The 19604-nt window shown below is 44.8% G+C and carries 17 protein-coding genes; 1 reads left to right on the plus strand and 16 read right to left on the minus strand.

Annotated features, from left to right (window positions below):
- Nucleotides 1-23: 23 nt before the first annotated feature.
- From A361_RS16455 to A361_RS16475, 6 genes are all read right to left on the minus strand, one after another.
- Nucleotides 24-335 (minus strand): DUF3574 domain-containing protein, encoded by a 312-nt coding sequence (locus tag A361_RS16455; protein ID WP_139266794.1) that lies wholly within the window; start codon nucleotides 333-335, stop codon nucleotides 24-26.
- Nucleotides 336-695: 360 nt separating this feature from the next.
- Nucleotides 696-1055: a GIY-YIG nuclease family protein gene (locus tag A361_RS16460; RefSeq protein WP_019382290.1), complete on the minus strand. Its 360-nt coding sequence runs from the start codon at nucleotides 1053-1055 to the stop codon at nucleotides 696-698.
- A gap of 17 nt (nucleotides 1056-1072) precedes the next feature.
- Nucleotides 1073-1828: a DUF2087 domain-containing protein gene (locus A361_RS16465; RefSeq protein ID WP_019382291.1), complete on the minus strand. Its 756-nt coding sequence runs from the start codon at nucleotides 1826-1828 to the stop codon at nucleotides 1073-1075.
- Between the two features lie 224 nt (nucleotides 1829-2052).
- Nucleotides 2053-2220, minus strand: coding sequence for a hypothetical protein (locus tag A361_RS30530; RefSeq protein WP_019382292.1), 168 nt, complete (start codon nucleotides 2218-2220; stop codon nucleotides 2053-2055).
- A 517-nt stretch (nucleotides 2221-2737) separates the two neighbouring features.
- The gene (locus A361_RS16470; protein ID WP_009333827.1) at nucleotides 2738-3187 is read right to left on the minus strand and encodes a CBO0543 family protein; all 450 of its coding nucleotides are present in this window, start codon (nucleotides 3185-3187) and stop codon (nucleotides 2738-2740) included.
- The gene (locus tag A361_RS16475) at nucleotides 3120-4247 is read right to left on the minus strand and encodes a DUF2515 family protein (RefSeq protein WP_019382295.1); all 1128 of its coding nucleotides are present in this window, start codon (nucleotides 4245-4247) and stop codon (nucleotides 3120-3122) included. The genes A361_RS16470 and A361_RS16475 overlap by 68 nt, the downstream gene beginning before the upstream one ends.
- Nucleotides 4248-4327: 80 nt before the next feature.
- On the opposite strand from A361_RS16475, the gene shc reads away from it, so the two are divergent.
- Nucleotides 4328-6199: a squalene--hopene cyclase gene (gene shc, locus A361_RS16480; protein WP_019382296.1), complete on the plus strand. Its 1872-nt coding sequence runs from the start codon at nucleotides 4328-4330 to the stop codon at nucleotides 6197-6199.
- 112 nt (nucleotides 6200-6311) lie between these two features.
- Here shc and A361_RS16485 read toward each other — a convergent pair whose 3' ends face one another.
- The 10 genes from A361_RS16485 to A361_RS16530 form a co-directional block, all read right to left on the minus strand.
- Nucleotides 6312-7124, minus strand: a complete 813-nt coding sequence (locus tag A361_RS16485) for a sugar phosphate isomerase/epimerase family protein (RefSeq protein ID WP_009333824.1) — start codon at nucleotides 7122-7124, stop codon at nucleotides 6312-6314.
- Nucleotides 7111-8301, minus strand: a complete 1191-nt coding sequence (locus A361_RS16490; protein WP_009333823.1) for a dihydrodipicolinate synthase family protein — start codon at nucleotides 8299-8301, stop codon at nucleotides 7111-7113. The genes A361_RS16485 and A361_RS16490 overlap by 14 nt, the downstream gene beginning before the upstream one ends.
- A complete protein-coding gene (locus A361_RS16495; protein WP_019382297.1) occupies nucleotides 8273-9463 on the minus strand; it encodes a Gfo/Idh/MocA family protein in 1191 nt (396 codons plus the stop codon). The genes A361_RS16490 and A361_RS16495 overlap by 29 nt, the downstream gene beginning before the upstream one ends.
- 368 nt (nucleotides 9464-9831) lie before the next feature.
- Nucleotides 9832-11100, minus strand: a complete 1269-nt coding sequence (locus A361_RS16500; protein WP_009333821.1) for a TRAP transporter large permease — start codon at nucleotides 11098-11100, stop codon at nucleotides 9832-9834.
- On the minus strand, nucleotides 11097-11618 hold the full coding sequence (locus A361_RS16505) for a TRAP transporter small permease (RefSeq protein ID WP_009333820.1): 522 nt from the start codon (nucleotides 11616-11618) through the stop codon (nucleotides 11097-11099). The genes A361_RS16500 and A361_RS16505 overlap by 4 nt, the downstream gene beginning before the upstream one ends.
- 64 nt (nucleotides 11619-11682) lie before the next feature.
- Entirely contained in the window at nucleotides 11683-12711 is a 1029-nt protein-coding gene (locus A361_RS16510) for a TRAP transporter substrate-binding protein (RefSeq protein WP_019382298.1), read from the minus strand.
- Between the two features lie 116 nt (nucleotides 12712-12827).
- Entirely contained in the window at nucleotides 12828-13676 is an 849-nt protein-coding gene (locus tag A361_RS16515) for a helix-turn-helix domain-containing protein (protein ID WP_009333818.1), read from the minus strand.
- A gap of 378 nt (nucleotides 13677-14054) precedes the next feature.
- Nucleotides 14055-15629 carry a SagB family peptide dehydrogenase gene (locus A361_RS16520; RefSeq protein ID WP_009333817.1) on the minus strand — a complete coding sequence of 525 codons (1575 nt, stop codon included), beginning with the start codon at nucleotides 15627-15629 and terminating at the stop codon, nucleotides 14055-14057.
- 22 nt (nucleotides 15630-15651) lie between these two features.
- On the minus strand, nucleotides 15652-17595 hold the full coding sequence (locus A361_RS16525) for a TOMM precursor leader peptide-binding protein (protein WP_009333816.1): 1944 nt from the start codon (nucleotides 17593-17595) through the stop codon (nucleotides 15652-15654).
- Nucleotides 17592-19547, minus strand: coding sequence for a putative thiazole-containing bacteriocin maturation protein (locus A361_RS16530; protein WP_019382299.1), 1956 nt, complete (start codon nucleotides 19545-19547; stop codon nucleotides 17592-17594). Before A361_RS16530 ends, A361_RS16525 begins: the two co-directional genes overlap by 4 nt.
- Nucleotides 19548-19604 lie beyond the last annotated feature (57 nt).

A 19604-nucleotide genomic window follows, 5' to 3' on the forward strand; every position in this document is an offset into this window, starting at 1 on the left:
CTTCAGCCTCTCTTTTTTATATATTATTCAATAAAATACATCTTTCCGTTGACTTCAAGTGATACGGATGATTGTTTCATTTCTTCCTTTAAAGATTTGGCATAGGCAACTACTTCCTTAATCTTTTTCTTGTCAAGATCCTCTGCAAAGCTGTACACGATTGTCACTTTCTCCTTTACAAGCTGCTCGTCATCAGACAGCCATGCACCTGTTCCATCAACAGCTGTTGCCCCTCCAAACATTCCCGAAAATTTTTCTAAAGTTTTGTTCACATAGGGAGTATTATCAATTGGCTGATCAACATCATAAGTGGATGGCACATAAATTTTTACCACGTGTTCAAGATAATATTGCCCTTTTAAGGCGGATTGGTGCTTACCGCTCGCTGCTTACGGCTGCCCTGCAGTATAGACAGCACTCCCCAAATAGCAAATGAACAGGATGAGAGGGATAACCCAATAGTCAATTCTTTTCCTTTCCAACACTGCCACTCCTTTGTTTGTAAGTTCGCTGACGAAACACCGGTGCCTTCCTCTAAATGATTATAGCTTCTGGTTTTGAACAAAACATGGTATATTTTTACTTAATTTCAATAATTTTGATGTTCTAAATGTGTATCCTTTTAACTAAATCACTCCGCCCACTATAAAAGAAAAAAAGGAATGACGCGATTTATACACGCCATTCCCTTTTTATCAGCCCTTTAGTTTTTTGTTATATCCATTGTCCCCGTATGGCTGCAGCTCCTCCAGCCACTTTTCTTCCAGCTTTTCCAGGGCTTCCTTTTCGTTGAAATACGGATCATTTTTCTTTTTCAGCTTCTCCAGAATGCCGATTTCAAAAGCCTCTTTCCCGTACTGATTCCACTCGTCCTGCAGCTCCCGATTAGGCATGTAGCCGTTTGTTTCGAGTGAAAATCTTACTCCATTCAAGCTTTTTAAATTATTCGTGCTGCCAATGAAGATTTTATTGTTCACTGTATTCTTTATTTGATAAACCCCTGCTTCAATGGGCGTTTCTTTAAACTGCTGTTTTAATTCTCTTTTGCGTTCCATGATAATCCCCCGTTTATCTATTTTTTAAGCCAATACTCGCTGCCATCCAGCTTCCGGTCCAAAAATCCATAATCGATCAAATATCGTCTGATCAGAGCATAATCCTCATAAAAGCCCTTCAATGCCCGATTTATCTCTTTCTCGCCATATGTGTGCTCAGGCTGAAGCTGCCCGGCAATCTCCCGCAGCACAATCAGCCTTTGCTTCTCCTTTGGCGGAAACTTTACGAGGGGCTTATCAGTGCCTTCAGGGAAGTATTTCTTAAGGATTTTCTGCTGTTCTTCTTCTGTAATGTTGTAGCGGTCATCCACCATCGTGGCTGTTTTATGGACAGGCAGGAACGCTGGTGCGTACTCATCCTTTTCCTTCAGCAATTCCATGATTGCCAGGAAGGTCTTCGCCTGCCGTTCCTTTTCCTTTAAAGCAAAACGGTGATGGCGGATGGTCGAGGTGCTCCCCATGTCCAGTTCTTTCTGAATGTCCTTATCGCTTTTACCCTGATGAAAAAGCTGAAGAAGACTTTTTTGATGATCGGTAAGCCCTGTAAGCTTCTTATCCATGGACAGCAAATAATCAAACACCGAGTTATGTGCCGTTTCGATATGAATGCGCATATACCGTTCCGCTTCGTACAATCTATCTTTATACGGATATACAATCCCTTTTTCAATCTTTTCCCCGCATAAGAGGCATGTAAATGAATCCTTTTCTTCGATATAGCCCTGTTTAAGCTCCTCCAAAGAAGCGTCCCAGAATAGATTTGATAATTCCATTAGCCAATACACATCCTAATCCATATGAATAAACAAATTATCACTTTGTTTGCTTTATGATAAACATAATAATACAAAGTTTGAATTTAGTCAATGAAATAACAAACACACCTATTAAATGTTTGCATACTTCCAAACACCTAACAAAAAGGTTTAAATTTTTCATAAAAAAAAGACCTCCGGTTAAGAAGGCCTGGCATTATTACTCCATTTACGACTCTGCTTCATTTGCCCAGGGATTTAACTTCCTCTTTTTCAAAGTCCCTGTAATGGATGATCTCAGAAAGAATCTTATATCCATTTGCTTTCTCGAACTCCGTTCTGGCTTCATCCTTGTTGTCATACTCAAACATTTTGACTTTGTCATGTAAAAAAAGTGTTAGAATCCACAAATCTTATAACCTCCCTGGTTTTAAAGATGCTTGAAGAATGAGCACAATCCGCAGAACCCTCTATCGTGTATGGAAGTGGGAGGTTGTGTTCATTTTAAAAACAGATTAAAAGCAACCGTAATCAGCCAGCCGAGGGCAAAAGTAAGAGAAATATATGTACCGACATAAAGTAAAACCTCCGTCATGATTCCTCCCCCAATGATTTTGACGTGAATTTTTCTTTATAGATGGGTTAATTCTCGCTGCGAAGGATTGTCAAATTGTATTAAACATGCAAGTACTTAGGCGGTTTCATCTCCCTCCCTTTAAAATACTGTCATTATATCAAGCGTTTTTTAAAAATATGTCGAACAATCGCACCTTTACCGATTTGTAAATAGAGTGTTAACTGTCTTTAATAATTCTAATCTTTGTATTATTACTGAAAGATAGTCTTCTATTTTCGTTGATGCGTATTAATTGATACAGAAAAAAGAAAAAAGCCTATTTTCCATCGAAATAGGCTTTTAAACATAATTCATTCCTTATTCTTTTTATTGATCCATCCATGAAACGCAGTGATCAATCCGATAAATAGGCTGTATCCCACAAAGGTATAATGATGATGCCAGTTTTCTGCATGGACAAACATTCCCATGTCCTCTCCCATTTTTTCCAAGGCTGCCATTGCTAAGCTGATGGATAAAACAAACATCCCTTTTAACCAGCCCTTCAGGCTTTTCATGATTTTTAATAATGGAATCATGAAGATAGGAAGGACTGCCAGGGTGAACAGTATATTGATTGAAAAAATGGCTGAGAATGGCCGGTTCGGGAAGTAGTACATCCCCTTCCCGATAAAATACAAATCTAAGTATGTGCCTAACAGCGATGCCAATAGCATGGCCGGCATATAGCTTCTAATTCCAGACGGCTTTTTTCGCAAGGGCTGCGAGCTCGAGCCTTTCAAGTGTTTTACAGTATGCATGCTGGATCTCCCCATTGATCATATCGTCTAACTCCAGAAAATACTCCAATACGTGAAAATCCCTAAACCAATCCCCTGATTCGGCATCATGCTGGCTCCTATTTTTCCAGGCCGTTTCAAGGCTTGGGCTATAAATCCGTCTTCCCCCCGGCCGCAGCTGGCACGATTTTAATTGAAACTGATATTGCTCGCCTGGCAGTCCTTCATGGACATCATTGAAAATATGCGGCCAATAATCCTTCCTTGAACCGGTATGGGGGTGAGCATATGCCCATTGTTCCGTTAAGGCAAGCAACTCTTTGTCCTTAAACAGGATATCATACAGCTTTTTCCCTAATAGGATCCGTTCATGAAGCGATTCAAAATGATTCAATGTCTGGCCCTTCATATGGGTAACGCCATTCCTTTCATAAGGAAAAAGGATGTGATTCAAGGCCAGAAGCTCCTGCAGCTTAAATTCAAACTTATGAAAAACCTCTTGTTTATATAGCGGATTTTGAATCACCCTATTTTCTAAATAGCTTTGTTCATTTATGACAAGGGCAATGGTGAGAAGGTAAGGATCGGGCTTTCTCCAAAAACAGCTCCAGACCGTTTCCATGAAGACGGAAATATTAAGGAGCGGAAAAAGGTAAAATAATGGCTTATTTCTTTTCAGGCTTTCCCGGTAAATCAAAAATTGCGGATAGGCATCTTGAAAAATGAGCCAATTCCCTCTTTCCAGAAAGGAAAAGAAGGAATGTTTTTCGCGATTCGGTAATAATCGGGACAGAATCTCCCCCTTTAAATCGGTCATATTCCATCCGCCATTGCGGGAAACCATATGTCCCAAAAAGGCCCAATGGATTTCCGGTTGCTGCCGGTAGAAATCAAGATAGGCTTTTGTCCTGGTGACATTATTCAGATTCCAGCCCATTGTCTCCCGTTTAATATGGCTGAGGATTCCCTTCTCCTCTTCTGAAAGATGGATCGATTTTTGAGTTCGTGTCCTTTTCTTTAATTCTTCCTTTAACCAGCCCATTGGGGACTTCCCTTGTTTCTTTTGAAAAAAGATGAGCATCCCCTCCTCCATGAATTCTCTTTCAGTCAGATGAATATGTATCTAAAGGATCCATTTTACTTGAGAGGAATGTGCATGAAATGACTGATACGGTTTCTAGCATGAACAATCTCATCACCCTGTTAAGAAAAGACCAGTCTCCTGATGGTTCCTGGAATTATCCATTTGAAACTGGCATTTCAACAGATGCTTATATGATCATTTTATTAAAGACACTGGAGATACATGATGAAAAATTAATACAGGGGCTGGCAGCAAGGATCATAAGCAAACAGGAGGAAAATGGCGCCTGGAAGATTTTTGAGGATGAAAAGGATGGAAATGCAACTGCCACTTTGGAGGCTTATTACGGGCTATTATATTCGGGTTATATTCAGAAGGAAGATCCCCGAATGAAAGCCGCCAGGGAATTCATACTGGAGCATGGCGGTATGGAAAGCGTGAATGTTTTCACAAAAATTATGCTTTCCTCTACAGGACAGTATAAATGGCCTGAATCCTTTCCGGTTCCCGTAGAGATTATGCTTCTGCCTCTCTCCTTCCCGTTTAACTTTTATCAGTTTTCCGTGTATGGGCGTGTAAATCTGGCTCCGATTTTGATTCTGGCAGAGAAAAAGTTCAGCATCAAAACGAAAAACAGCCCCGACCTTTCAGATTTACTTTTAACAAGGTCAGGAGAAGTCCCATGGGATATCCAGCCGGAATACCGGTCATTATTATCATTCATCAAAGAAGGAGTAGAAGATCTTTTAGGACTGCCTGAACAGTTTCACTCATTGGCTATGGACCGGGCCAATAAATATATGCTCGAGCGGATTGAACCGGATGGAACATTCTATAGTTATTTCAGTTCTACCTTTTTAATGATCTTTGCACTCCTGTCTCTTGGCTACTCCAAGGATGATCCGATTGTAAAAAATGCGGTCGCAGGGCTGAAATCGCTCAGGACTGACATCGATGGTCTCCCCCATATGCAGTATGCTAACGCCGGTGTCTGGAATACTTCTCTGATTAATGCAGCTCTCCAGTTAGCCGGCCTTTCACCGGAAGATTCTGCTGTAAAGAAAGCAAATACCTATTTGCTGCAGCGTCAGCATGATCAGTTTGGAGATTGGGTTATTCATAATCCGAATGCTCTGCCGGGTGGATGGGGATTTTCCGACGTAAACACCCGCAATCCCGATATAGACGATACAACTGTTTCGTTAAGAGCGATAGCCAGGAGTGTGGAGGACAATTCAAAAAATCAGGAGGCCTGGAATCGGGGCACCCAATGGCTGCTATCCATGCAAAATGATGATGGAGGCTGGCCTTCCTTTGAAAGAAACACCGAGAATCCATGGCTTGACTTCCTGCCAATTGAAAAGGGTGAATATATATTTGGAGACCCCACATCTGCAGACCTGACCGGAAGGACGCTGGAGTTTTTAGGGAATTATACAAACCTGCCTGATCATGACCCTGCAGTTCAAAACGCCATTAACTGGCTGTTGAACAACCAGGAACAGAATGGCTCCTGGTATGGCAGATGGGGTGTTTGCTATATTTATGGCACGTGGGCAGCCGTAACAGGGCTTATTGCTTCAGGCATGTCAAAAGACCATCCTTCCATCCAAAAAGCCGCTGACTGGCTGAAGGGTATTCAAAACGAGGATGGCGGCTGGGGGGAATCCTGCCTGAGTGACAGCAAGAAATCATATGTTCCTTTGCATGCAAGTACCATAACAGACACGGCATGGGCACTGGATGCCTTAATTACAGCGGAAGATCAGCCAACCGAAGAGATCCAGAAAGGAATTCATTGCCTGGTCCATTCAATCGATAAAGAGGATTGGACAACAGCCTATCCAAAAGGGCAGGCTATGGCAGGAAGCTTTTACATCCATTATCATAGCTATCGGTATATTTTCCCCCTGATGGCTTTGGCTCATTATCATCGTAAGTTTGGATGAAGCGTTGATCCATTAGCCAATCTGGAAAGAGATGTTAATTACCTCCTTGCACTTAATGCGCCAGATTCCCTCATACAAAAAAGAAGCGACAACTCTTGTCGCTTCTTTTTTACTACACATGCTTCAAGTAGCTTTCTTTCATTTGAATTAATGTATCATCGGCAGGCTGGCTCCAGATTTGATCATTGAAAATTTCCACTTCAATGGGCCCCGAGTAGCCTGTTTCCTCTACAGCCTTGCGAATGCGGCTGATTTCTATTACTCCGTCGCCCATCATGCCCCGTCCCTTCAGCATATCAGGTGTAGGAACGAGCCAATCGGAAACATGGAAGCCTAAGATTCGGCCTTTGGACCGGTTTATCTGGTTATATAAGTCGGGATCCCACCATACATGAAAGACATCGACAACGACACCTACCTGTTCAGGCCGGTATGCTTCCGCAAGAGTGTTAGCCAGGTCCATAGAAACGACCACCGACCGTTCCGCCGCATACATAGGGTGCAGCGGCTCGATGCCTAATTTCACTCCATGCGATTCCGCGAATGGAACCAGCTGGGAGATTCCTTCCTCGACCATTTGCCGGGCAGATACAATGTCCCGGTCAGGAGACGGCCCGCAGACCAGAACGAGAACATCCGTACCCAGCTCGGCCGCTTCTTCCACCGCTCTTTTATTATCTTCTATTCTTTTTTGCCGCTCAGATGGAGTTCCAGCGGGAAACATGCCGCCTCTGCACAAACTGGAAACCTTTAATCCCGCATCCCTGATCAGCCGTTTGCTTGTGCTTAAGCCCAACTCCTCTACCTTATGCCGCCAGGGGGCGATCCAGGGAACTTCCGCCCGGGCACATCCCTCGATGGCTTCTTTTAAATTCCATTGCTCTGTCGTAATTTGATTTAGACTTAAACGCTCATAATTTTCCACTGGAATACTCCTCCTGACGAATCCCGGCTAAATTCAATACCAGCTTCATTCTTTCTGCAGCAAGCTCAGGGTCCGACAGCAGTCCGGCCTGGTCTGCCAATACAAACAGTTCCGACAGATGCACGATGGACCTTGCACTCTCAGCCCCGCCAATCATGCGGAAATGGGATTGGTGCCCGTTCAGATAAGCCATGAAGACGATACCGGTTTTATAGGAATAAGTTGGCGCCTGGAAAATATGACGTGACAGCGGAACTGTTTTATCCAATAATGCATGATAGGACTCATAGTCACGATCATCCAGAGCATGCAGGGCTGCAGCTGCAGCTGGTGCGATGGCGTCAAAAATCCCCAGCAGGGCATGGCTGTATCCATGTTCATCCCCTTTAATCAGTTCAGGATAATTGAAATCATCACCGGTATACATTTTCACACCTGGTGGAAGAAGCCGGCGCATTTCTATTTCACGGGAAGCATCAAGAAGAGAGATTTTAATTCCGTCGACTTTGTCTTTGTTATCCCAAATGACATTCAGACAGACTTCCATCGCATCATCCAGATTCTTATAGCCCCAGTATCCTTTTAAGGATGGATCAAACATGTCGCCAAGCCAGTGAAGGATAACCGGCTTAGAGACCTGTCTTAAAGTATTGGCATAAATCCTCTCATAATCCTCAGGGCCTTGGGCACAATCTGCCAGGGCCCTGCTTGCCATCAGGATGATTTGCGAGTTATGCTGTTCCACAAATTCGCATTGCTCCTCATAGGCAGCCTGAACATCCGCTAAGGTGACGGATGGGCCAGGGAGCAGCTGATCTGTCCCGGCTCCGCATGCTATCCTGCCGCCTTCTGCTTTTGCCTCCGCCGCCGACCGGCGAATCAGCTCCTTTGCATGCTCCCAATTAAGAGCCATTCCGCGCTGGGCCGTATCCATCGCCTCTGCTACCGAGAGACCCATAGACCATAGATGCCTTCGATAAGCTAAGGTGTTTTCCCAGTCGATCTTTGCCTTTAAAACGGGATCGGAATCTGCGAGAGGATTACAAACCACATGGGCAGCTGAAAAGGCGATCCTGCTTTTGAAAGGGCCTTCCGGCAGGATGAAAGCTTTCTGATTCCCAGCGTGATATTCATATGACTTGCCGTTTTTATCTGGCAGAGTTAACTGCTTCACCATTCTTTCTCACCTCCAGGCTTAATTCCGGTACATCAACCCAGCGCCGCTCCTCCCACGATTTAAGCCCTAATTCAGCCAGCTGAGTTCCTTTGGCACCCTCTAGCAAATCCCATGGGAATGGCTCGTCGACTGCAATATGCTTTAAAAACAGCTCCCACTGGACCTTGAAGCCATTATCAAAAACCTGGTTATCCGGGACTGTTTGCCATTGTTCTGTAAATGCAAAAGGATTCTCAATGTCAGGATTCCATACAGGCTTCGGTGTATTGATGCGATGCTGAATCTTGCAATCTCTTAAACCAGCTACAGCGCTTCCGTGTGTGCCATCTACTTGAATCGTTAATAAGTCTTCCCGATTAACCCGGACAGTCCAGGAGGAATTCACCTGTGCAATAATGCCGCCTTCGAGTTCAAAGGTTGCATATGCTGCATCATCGGCTGTGCACACGTACGTATTTCCATTCTCATCGACCCGTTTTGGAATATGGGTTTTACCCAGGCAGGAAACAGACTCTACATTGCCAAACAGGTTGTCGAGAACATATCGCCAATGTGCGAACATATCAACAATAATCCCGCCGCCATCTTCCTTGCGGTAATTCCAGGATGGCCTCTGTCCAGCCTGCCAATCCCCTTCAAATACCCAATAGCCAAATTCCATCTGAACGGATAGGATTTTGCCGAAGAACCCTGAATCTATCAGTCTCTTTAATTTTAATAGTCCAGGCAGGAATAATTTATCCTGCACAACCCCATTTTTCACCCCAGCCCCATACGCCAGCTTTGCCAGTTCAATAGATTCCTCCAAGCTTGTGGCAGTTGGTTTTTCACAGTAAATGTGCTTTCCGGCTTTTATGGCTTTCCGAATCGCATCTGCCCTTCGGACGGTGGTTTGAGAATCAAAATAGATTACATTATGCGGATCTGCCAGGCACTCATCAAGGTCTGTGCTCCATCGGCTGATATTGTGCTTTTCAGCTAGCAATTGCAGTTTATCTTTGTTTCTTCCAACAAGAATGGGGTCCGGCATAATAACATCACCATTCGCCAGCTCCACCCCTCCTTGCTCGCGGATTGCCACGATAGATCTCACTAGATGCTGATTCGTTCCCATCCTACCGGTCACACCGTTCATGATAATTCCAATATTTTTAACTGCCATAACTACTTCCTCCTTTTGACTTTAAAGCCAAGTAATTTGTTGTTTAGCTTACTTTTATTCTAAAAATTTTTGAAAGGATTATCTCATCCATATCGGAAGGCTATTTGCAATATCGGAGATAAGAGGGGAAATCTATTACAATTGGCTCTGTTAAATTTGCCTGTTTATTTCCGTTGCAGGTACCCGCTTTCCGCGGGCGGTCCGGGAGCCTCCTCGGCGCTTTCGCACCTGCGGGGTCTCCCGATGACACGCTTCTCCCGCAGGAGTCCCGCACCTTCCACTCCAATCAGCAGGGTGCTAAAAGCTTTTTTACAAACCTTCAAAAAAAATACCGTCACTTCTCAGAAGAAGGACGGTAATTAATGAGATCATTGGTAAACAAAATCTGCTAGATATAGAGAAAGCTGAGGAACATACGTAATGACCATTAGCGCTGCAATCAGCACAAATATAAACGGCATGGTACCTCTTGTTACACCAGCCAGCGACATTTTGCTGATGCCTGATGCCACAAATAGATTCAATCCAAAAGGAGGAGTCAGCATTCCGATTGCCAGATTGATAATCATGATAACGCCGAAATGAATCGGATCTATTCCCATTTCAAGCACCACCGGCAAAAACAGCGGGACGAGGATCAGCACTGCTGCGCTCGAATCCATAAACATGCCCACGATCAGCAGGATGATATTGACCAGAATTAAGAAAACAATAGGATTTGATGCATACTCTATCAGTGTTCCTGCGACGGTAGACGGGATCTGTTCATAGGTCAAATACCAGCTGAACACCTTCGAAGCAGAAATGACAAGCATAATCATGGCAGATGTCACAATCGATCTTTTTGTAACGGCAAATAATTCTTTAAAGGTCAGTTCCTTATAGATAAAAAAGCCGACAATCATGCTGTATACAATCGCAACCGCTGCAGCTTCGGTAGGGGTGAAAACGCCAAAGTAAATACCGCCAAGGACGATGACTGGCATCAAAATTCCCCAGATGGCAGAAACCGTTGATTTCCATAATTCCTTTCCGGTCGGTCTTGGATCTGGCTTATGCCCCTGTTTCTTTGCAATAACATACCCGACAGTCATAAGAATCAGTCCGATAAAGATTCCCGGAATGATTCCGGCAATAAACAATTTGCCGATTGAAACTTCCGCAACTGAGCCATAGACTAGAAACGTTATACTGGGAGGGATGATGATCCCGAGCGAGCCGGATGCACACATTAATCCAACCGAGAATTTTTCAGAAAACCGCGCTTCCTTTAAGGATGGAATCATGATGCCCCCAATCGCAGCAACCGTTGCAGGGCTTGATCCTGAAAGGGCAGCAAAAAACATGGACGATAGCACCCCTGCAATTGGCAGGCCTCCGGTTGTCCAACCGACCCATTTCTTCGTGAAATCTATTAATCTCTTGGATGTCCCCCCTGCCAGCATTAAATCTCCTGCAAATACAAAGAAAGGGATGGCCATCAGTGAAAAGGAATCTACTCCAGAAAACATGGTTCTCGCCAATGTATCCATTGGAACGTTACTTTGAAAGATGACGATAATCGTACTTAACGCAATGGAAATAGCAATTGGAACCCCCAATAAAAGAAGAACCAGAAAGATGATTAATAGCATCATAGTTTGGGTGCCTCCTCTTTTGGAGGAATAATTGTTTGGTTTACTGCACGCAAGCTTTTTACATCCTGAACTAATAGCTGCAGAAAGCGAATCAGCATCAGGCTTGCCCCAACAGGGAGAGCCAGATATGGGATATACATCGGCATTCCGGTGGACGGAGTCACACTGCCGAATTCAATAACACTGGAAACGATCCCGCTGCCTGACCAAATTAAAAAGACACAGAAAACAATGGAAATCAGATTGGCAATCGTTGAGAAGATTTTTTTTCCCTTTTCAGGCAAATACGTAACAAGGGCGTCCATCGTGGCATGCGCTTTTTCCCTGACGGCAATACTGCTTCCTATAAATACAAACCACACTATTAAGTATCTTGCCACCTCCTCTGACCAGGACAGCGAATAATTGAAAACATATCTTAACACCACCTGTACGAACACAAGCAAGGAAGTAAGGATTAAGGAAACAACTCCGACATATTCCTCAAGGTAGTTCAAAATATGATTGATTTTCTGCAATGAAGATCCCTCCTTCTTGAAAAAGAGACGGCTATCAGCCGTCCTTGATTGTATTTTAAAAATGCTATTGCGCTTCTTTTATGGCATCCAGTACTTCCTGCCCGCCCTCCACTTTCTTAAAGTCTTCATATACTTCACTTGTAGCCTTAATAAATGCCTCTTTATCCGATTCTGTCAGTTCGGTAATTTCAATCCCTGACTCTTCTAACGTTTTCATATAGGCTTCTTCATCAGCAGCAGATTGTTCCCATTGCCAATCCGTTACCTCAGCAGACACTTCATCAACAGCTTTCTGAAGATCTGCAGGAAGCTTCTGATAGAATTGCTCGCTGATTAATAATGGATAAGCCATATATCCATGGCTGCTTAAGGTTAAATAATCCTGGACTTCATAAAATTTCTTGCTGACGATATTGCTTAAAGGATTTTCCTGCCCATCAACCGTTTTGGTTTGAAGAGCCGTATATAATTCCGCAAAGTCAATGGAAACCCCGCCGGCGCCCATCGCCTGGAACTGGGAAATTAAGAGCGGGCTTTGGGAAACACGCATCTTCAGGCCATCCAGGTCCTCCGGCTTTTGAATCGTTTGCTTGGAATTCGTCAGATGCTTGAATCCACCGTCCCAATATCCCAAGGCACGAAGACCCTGTTTCTCTAAGTGCTGGTTGAAAATTTCACCCACTTTTCCATTTACCGCGCTTTTCACATGGTCACGGTCTTTAAATAAATAGGGAAGGTCAAACACTTCAAATTGTTTAACAAAGGCAGGCAAAACGCCAGTAAAAGGAGCGTTCATTTGAATGGTTCCAGACTGCATTTGTTCTGTGATTTCCCGGTCAGCTCCCAATTGGGAATCCGGGAAGACTTCCACTTTAATTTGGCCGTCTGTCCGCTCTTCCAATAGCTCTTTAAACTTCTCGGCAGCTTTGCCCTTTGCTGTTGAAGCGCTTACAACATGTGCGAATTTTATAACATATTCCCCTTTTTCTTCAGCCTTGCCGCTTCCCCCTGATGATGCTGATTTTCCACAGCCAGCTGTAAACATAGCGAGCATCAAAATACAAATTGAAAATAATCCCCATTTTCTTTTCATGTCCCTTTGGCCCTCCTAAGTAAAATGATTTTCTCTCTTATTTACTATTTTGAATTTTCTTTCAACTATTGTCTTATGAGATTGAGAGAAAAATTCTTAATTTTGGAGATAGGCCATCAGGAAACGGTATCTGAAACATCTGAAGCTGACTGAGAGGACAACCGGAATTTATTCGGTGAAATCCCCACCAGATTTCTGAAAGTACGATAAAAGGTTGATAATGTTTCATATCCAACCTCAAAGCAAATGGATACGATATCCTGATCAGATTGGAGCAGCAATTCCTTTGCATGGTTAATCCTTACTTTCTGGAGATATTGCAGGGGGGTATCATTAAACTTCCTTTTAAAAATATCATTCATGTATCTTGTTGAAATTCCGAACACAGCAGACAGACTTTCTGCCGTGATATTATTGAAGTAATGCCTTTCTATGTATTCCTTCATTTGTATGGACCGAATATCATTCGCATCCTGGACAAATGAAAAATTCTGCTGACGCAGAAGGTGAATGATGATTTCAATCAGATACACAGGCATGGACAGCTTTCCAAATAAGTCCCCATTTTTTTGTTCGTACAGCATTTTTCTAATTAACGGCCGAATTTCACTTGCCGTATATAAATCAAGCTCAAAATGGCGGGCGCTTTTCTGAATTAAAGAAAGCAATTCATTTTGCAGGGTAATGTTCAGCAAAGGTACTGAAAATGCCAGAACCAGAACAGTCATTTTAGTAGTCGCTATTATCGAGTGAACACAGTTTGGAGTTATCAGCACTACCTTGTCTTTAGAAAAATTATAAGCCTTGCCATCAAGGGTAATCTCCCCTTCACCTTCAAGCGCATAGAGAATTTGAAAATGATCATGATAATGTTCAGCCACAAACTTGCCTCTGAGATGCTTGCTTTCATACAAATTAATTCCTGTTTCCGGAAAATCGAATCTTCTGTAAAGATTTTTGTCCATGAGGGCCTCCTTATAAAACGGGTTATTTTCTGATGATATTTAATATTCTCTATATTCAAAGGTTACCCTTTAATAAATTTTGCGCAGGCATTTGTAAAAAGCTATAAATACTCAGCTCACCAGTCCATCCAATATTTTTCACACATGGCTCTCTCAAATAGCTAGATTTTGTATGTTTAAAGCGGCATCTAAAATAGATAAGGCCCCTGTTAATGAATCCTTCATTCAAGAACAGGGGCCTTACATATTTAAGTTATGAAATTAAAAAAATGTACAACTATACTAATAAGTGTTTCCTATGAGAATTACAATAGTCTTATATTGAATTATTAGCAGGGAAATCTACCAAGCATGCCTCTCATAAAATCATCTCTTCACCTAGCTGATTAAATTCCCTCTCAGCCATGGACGTGCCCGGTAGAAGCCAATCGGGATTTGGATAAGGCTTGTTTTTCCCTGTGATTCCATTCTGTAAATTTCATCACACATTTTCGCATCAAATCCGAGAAGCGGATGCCCGCCCATCCCAAGGGCTGTCGCAGCTATAAGCAGCCGCTGCATAAGCATTCCCGCTTCTATTTGCTGGATGCGATAGCCTCTGTAGCCCATTTCCGCTTTATGAAAATCTTTATCCCCTGCTATATGAAAGCAGAGCGGGACTTGAAACAGATTCACATTGCCTGCAGGCATTCCGTTTTGAAGCGCAGTTCGATGGTCTCCGGGATTAAGCTCCCTTAGTGAATGAGCATCGCTGTCGTAATAATAAGCCCCATCCGGAATCCCTTCGACATTATTCAAACACACATATAGAGTTACACGTGACGCTCGCCTGTCAAGTGCCATATCTAAGTCGTTTCGATACAAGCAGGATGCGGTCGCCTCCTGAAGGAGTGCAGCAAGCTGCTCCTGGCTAACCTTTCCTGAAACAAAATCCATGTCCGGTGAAAATCGCTCCCGGCAGACTGACGCCAAATCATACGATATCCTTTTTACATGAGGAAGAGTCAAAGGCCGGCCCTCACAATTGGTTTCACTAGGGCTGATTTGACGAAACGATTTAGCTGATTCCTGCATGGACGCTTTATTGATGCCGGTTAACATCGGAAATTCTTTCACTCTGATTGACCTGACCCAGTCATTATTCTGAACCGATGTTACTTCCTCGCACAATTCGGAGGCAGAAGCCATTCCATCCCTGCCGCTTCTGTTCACAGCCCAGCTGGTCGGTTCAACTGACAGCGGGATAACGGCATATACACTCTCCTCCTGATCAGACAGTCCAAGGAGATGGTTTAGGGCACGATCAAGAAAGTTGAAGTACACTCCCGCTGCAAAACCAAACCTCTTTGTAACCTCTAATAACTGTCCCATCACTGCACCTCCATCCAAGCCCTGCAGTCGATAAGCAAAGTTATTGTATTTAAAGTAATTTTTCCAGAACATGGTCGTCATAAATACAGTCCCAAAACAAGATGACACATCACAGCGATTGCCAAGAGCACGGGCTATATAGGAATCGAAATTACCCTTGCGCAGCAGCACCAGGCGGTGGTGCAGCACATCGTAGTGGTAGATTCCCTCCGGCAAGTCATCCAATTTCAGGAACATGTATAGTTCGTTAGGATACAGCGCTCCGCCAGAAGGCACAGACCGCCGAAACGACTGCATAAACCCATCCGCCTCTTCATTGGACCCAATTGGAAAGAGGGATTGGCTAACCTGATTAAGGCCGAATGTGTACCAAAGAAAATGACCCATTCTCCTAAGTTCAGGCTTTGCAGGTTCCTCCATTTCTTTACAGGAAAGGGGAACCTCCAGTGACAGGGGAACAACTGGCAAGCCCCGGTAAAGCTTATAGGCAAGCGGCGCATCTTCCCAATCCACTTCCCAATCCGGCGGGCTTATTTGGTCAATATCAAAATGCAAATTGTGCAGAAAGGTATCTAGATTCATCCTTTTTACCTCCCGGTCATGCTCATGGAAATGGGTGAGGATGTGGATTAAGCTGTTCAACTGTAAGGGGTTCTTTTGCATATCCCAGTTTCATTGGGACCTCAAGCACCCTCTCAAGCCCTGTTACACGTGTCAGGTGGTGTCCAAATGTCATTGACAGCATACCCGGAATCAGCACTTTGACACAATGCAATCCGCTCCGCTGTATTTCCGGTGTCGTCTGATCCACCACTATTACATCAAGATTTTGCCGGTGCAATGCCTGAAGAAGGTCCTGCAGATCATCTGTCAGGTCTGCATGTCTTCTCTCCCGCTTGAACTCCTCGGAAAACGTTCGGAGCGGACGGTTTTCATCCAGCAAAAACTTCAGGCGCTCCTCCGCTTGCGGCAAGCCGTAAAGCATCCCATGGTCATCCATTTTGCCGACGAGGGAAGAATCCTGCAGCATTCGCAAAAATTCCCCCTTGTTTTCTTCGAGTTTATCATCCAGTGTCCCCATCATTCCGGCTAACTCATGAACAGCGCTTTTTACCGCCCGGACCGGGTCGGGATGAGCTCCAGCCGCACAAATGATATTCAATCCTTTTTTCTTCCTGTTTTTCGCCATCGCCCAAACACTTGGAATTCCATGCTCCATTGTGGCGTTATACAGATGCAGATCATATCCCGCCACTGTCCTCACCCGATCAATCATCAGCTGCAATTCCTGTTCATTGGAGGAATAAGGATCAAGACGCGGCAGGGACAGCTGCCCATACCAGGTCATCAGGAATGAATCACGCTCCACCACTTCTAAAATACCGTAGAAGATCGCTTCTTCCAGGCTGCCGCCCAGCGCGCATCCGTTGGATGTTTCATAGACAAATCCATTCCCGCAGCCCAGGCTGTAATAAGCAAGCAGCTCAGGAACCAAAATCGGGCGCTCCTGCAAAAACGAATAACCCCATACCCAATTCATCGGGTTATCTGGATTAAATTTTTTAAATGGAAAGTTGGGCCGTGCATATTGATCATCCGCATGCACACCTACTTTTACAGGATTAAGAGCCCGATCTTCCAGGTTGCGGAAACTGTCATAGACTGCTGTCCTCTTTCCACGGGGCGATATGCCGCATGAACGCTCAAGCCCCTCCAGGATGGCTGTCAGCTCGCTCACCTTATAGGAATGAGTGCGGCCAGCCACGCCTTCGTCCCCTCTAAACAGCGGAAGGTTTACGACTACATCCGCAAAAGGCGGCGTGAAATCATACATTTTCCCATTCATTAAACCAGTCCGCGGATCCAGATAATTTTTGGCGAGCGTTTGTTCTAAATCTTCCAATGATCGGCAGCGGTAACTGGCTGCGCTTATTTTCGGACTTGGCTTAATGGTAATTCTTGCAGCTTCCTGTGAATCTTCAGGCAGGGAGCTGCACACTGGGCACATTGAATCCGGCAAAATGAGGTGGCAAGAGGTTTTAAATGTTTTCAGGCTGACCAAATACATTCGCCCTTCCAGATCCGCCAAACTGCCCTCCAGTACCCTTTTTACCTCTGACACAAGCAGGCAGGACATCTGTAAAAGGCCTGTGCGCGATGCCCAGGCATCACGCTCTAATCCGCTGCTCCCTTCGAGTCTCTGCTGCAGTTCCCACATCTCTTCCCGGTCACGCCCTGCCAGGAGTTTTCGAGTGTCCGCACACTGTGAGCATCCCGGCGCGGACGGGTGAACAAATGGGCCAATCACACCCTCTCCAAATGATACAAAGCCCCGCAGCCAGGGAATACCTGATGATCGTGACACCTCCTCCGCCTTTTTATGAACTGAAGGCATCCAGCTATCGTGCACCACCAGTATCAAATCAGTCCCAACCGGCAGTTCAGGCTCAAAGTTCACATGACGAACTACCTTATATTCGGCGGGCAGTTCTTTGCTTACGCTGTCCGCCAGCAGTCCCTCTCCGACAACTACCACGACAGCACTCACTGAGATTCCTCCTCTCTTATGAACACCCCAAACACCCCTGCCAGACTCTCTTTCAAAAATGGCTCGAACGAAAATTCACAGACTAAGAGCCGCTTGCTGTTTTCTTCCAGCACCCTTCTTGCAGACAGCAATAGCTGGGTTTGTTCCTTCTCATCACAAGGAGGAATGACTAGACTTTGAGGCTCCTTTTCTTCGAGAAGCACAGATGGTGCCTCCACAGCGGTCCCCTTATGAGTCCCCAATTGGTTTTGCATCTGTATAATCGCATGCTGCAGCGCTTTCCTCAGAGCTAATGTGTTATTAAAGCCAACACTGCCATACCAGCGATCGTCCGTGCCGACCCAGACCACAGGGAAGCCGTATACTCCCTCACCCCGGCAGATTTTCGGTGCTCCCTGCATCGTTGTCAATGCATCCAAATAGAACCTGCATCGTTCATCTTCTACTGCATTCAAATGGAGCGGAGAAACTGTTTTCTGAACCTCTTGACGCTTAGCCAGTTTCTCTTCCAAACACCTATCCAGCCCGCGTAAAACACCCTCCGCAAATGTTTCCCCTGCTCCAATTCCAGCAAATTCATTTAAATTTAAAATATTCCCCTTTATTTCGCTATTTGGAGGCAGTTCAAGCCGGCCAGCCATCCGCGATACATACGCTTCAATCCCGGTCAACCCCGCTTCCCTGCGCGCCTCGTCATGCCTCAAATCTGTACAGATTATATTTTGGAGGAGCTCTGCCGGGCCCTTTGACAACGGGTCTGCTGCCTGTACGCTGCACTGTGCCAGCGGAAGCTGCTTTAAATCCCCCTCCTCCCATGTATGAAAAATCCCGGATTCTTTGGAAGTCAATTGGCTGAAAAACAGAAACAAACTGTCAGTCTTATTTCTTTCGGAACTCTGCCCGATCCTCTGATCAACATCTTGAATCCATTCCACAGCAGCATTTCCGGTCAGGTTCGGATGTGGCAGGTAGGAATGCCAATTTCCTTCAAGCGTCTCCAGATTCAGCAGGAAAAACTGATTTCTCTGTTCAGCACTGATTAATCCGGTGACCTCTTTAAACAGTTCAAACACGATTAAATTAGCCAGCATCGCTCCTGCCGTTGGGGAGGTGGTGTGCAATTGCTTGTCTTCGCAAAACGCGGATTGATGGACTCTATGCCAGGCAGACTCCCAGCAGCCTTCTGATTCCGGATGCACGAGAGGCCCTGCCATACCAGCCTGTTTGTAGATAATAGCAGGAAGAAATATCTTCTTCTCTTTCCGGCACGCGGCATGTATAACCTGCAGTTCCTCTACATTCCCTGCTTCCGAAACATATAAAATGGAATCATAAGGCTGTATCAATTCCTCCCAGGGACAGTCTTCTTCCTTCTGGTGTGTTACGTCCTCAACTGAAACTTCGGGGTCTGTTTGCCGGGCATGTGCGACAATCTCATTCAGCCGCCTTGTATTCGTCGATTCAGGGTCTGTAATGACCATATGAACTTTAGGCAATCCGGACTCAATCAGCGAAGAAACCAGCGAAACCAAAAAAGGGCCAGATCCTGCTGCCAGCACTTTTTCCTGCCGGTAGGCCTGGAATCGGTATGCACCCGAGTCACCGAAGCTTTCCAATAATTCGATTTGAGAAGAATACTTTTTAAGGACATGATCTTCCAATTGATGAGGATGGTCCCCGCTTACATCCCTTACAAAGCCGTTACGGTATAGCACTTCTGCAATTTCAAACACCCGATCCCTATGCGGGCCCGGCAAGCCGGCTGTCAATTCCCCCAGCGAATGCTCGCCATTAAACATTGGCATCAGCTTTTGAACCCACTGATCGATCATAGTTCCTTCCATTTGGAAGGAACTTACATTATTGCGGAAATACACACCCTTAGTTGGATCTGGGAGAAAAAACGTGTCCCTTTTTACCTTCAGCCGCATAGAAGGGGTCAAATTTTTCATTTCGCGCCTCCTTACCCGTAAACTGTTCCTATTTATTAAACATTACTTTCTCTATAA

Source organism: Cytobacillus oceanisediminis 2691, from assembly GCF_000294775.2.
Classification (GTDB): domain Bacteria; phylum Bacillota; class Bacilli; order Bacillales; family Cytobacillaceae; genus Cytobacillus; species Cytobacillus pseudoceanisediminis.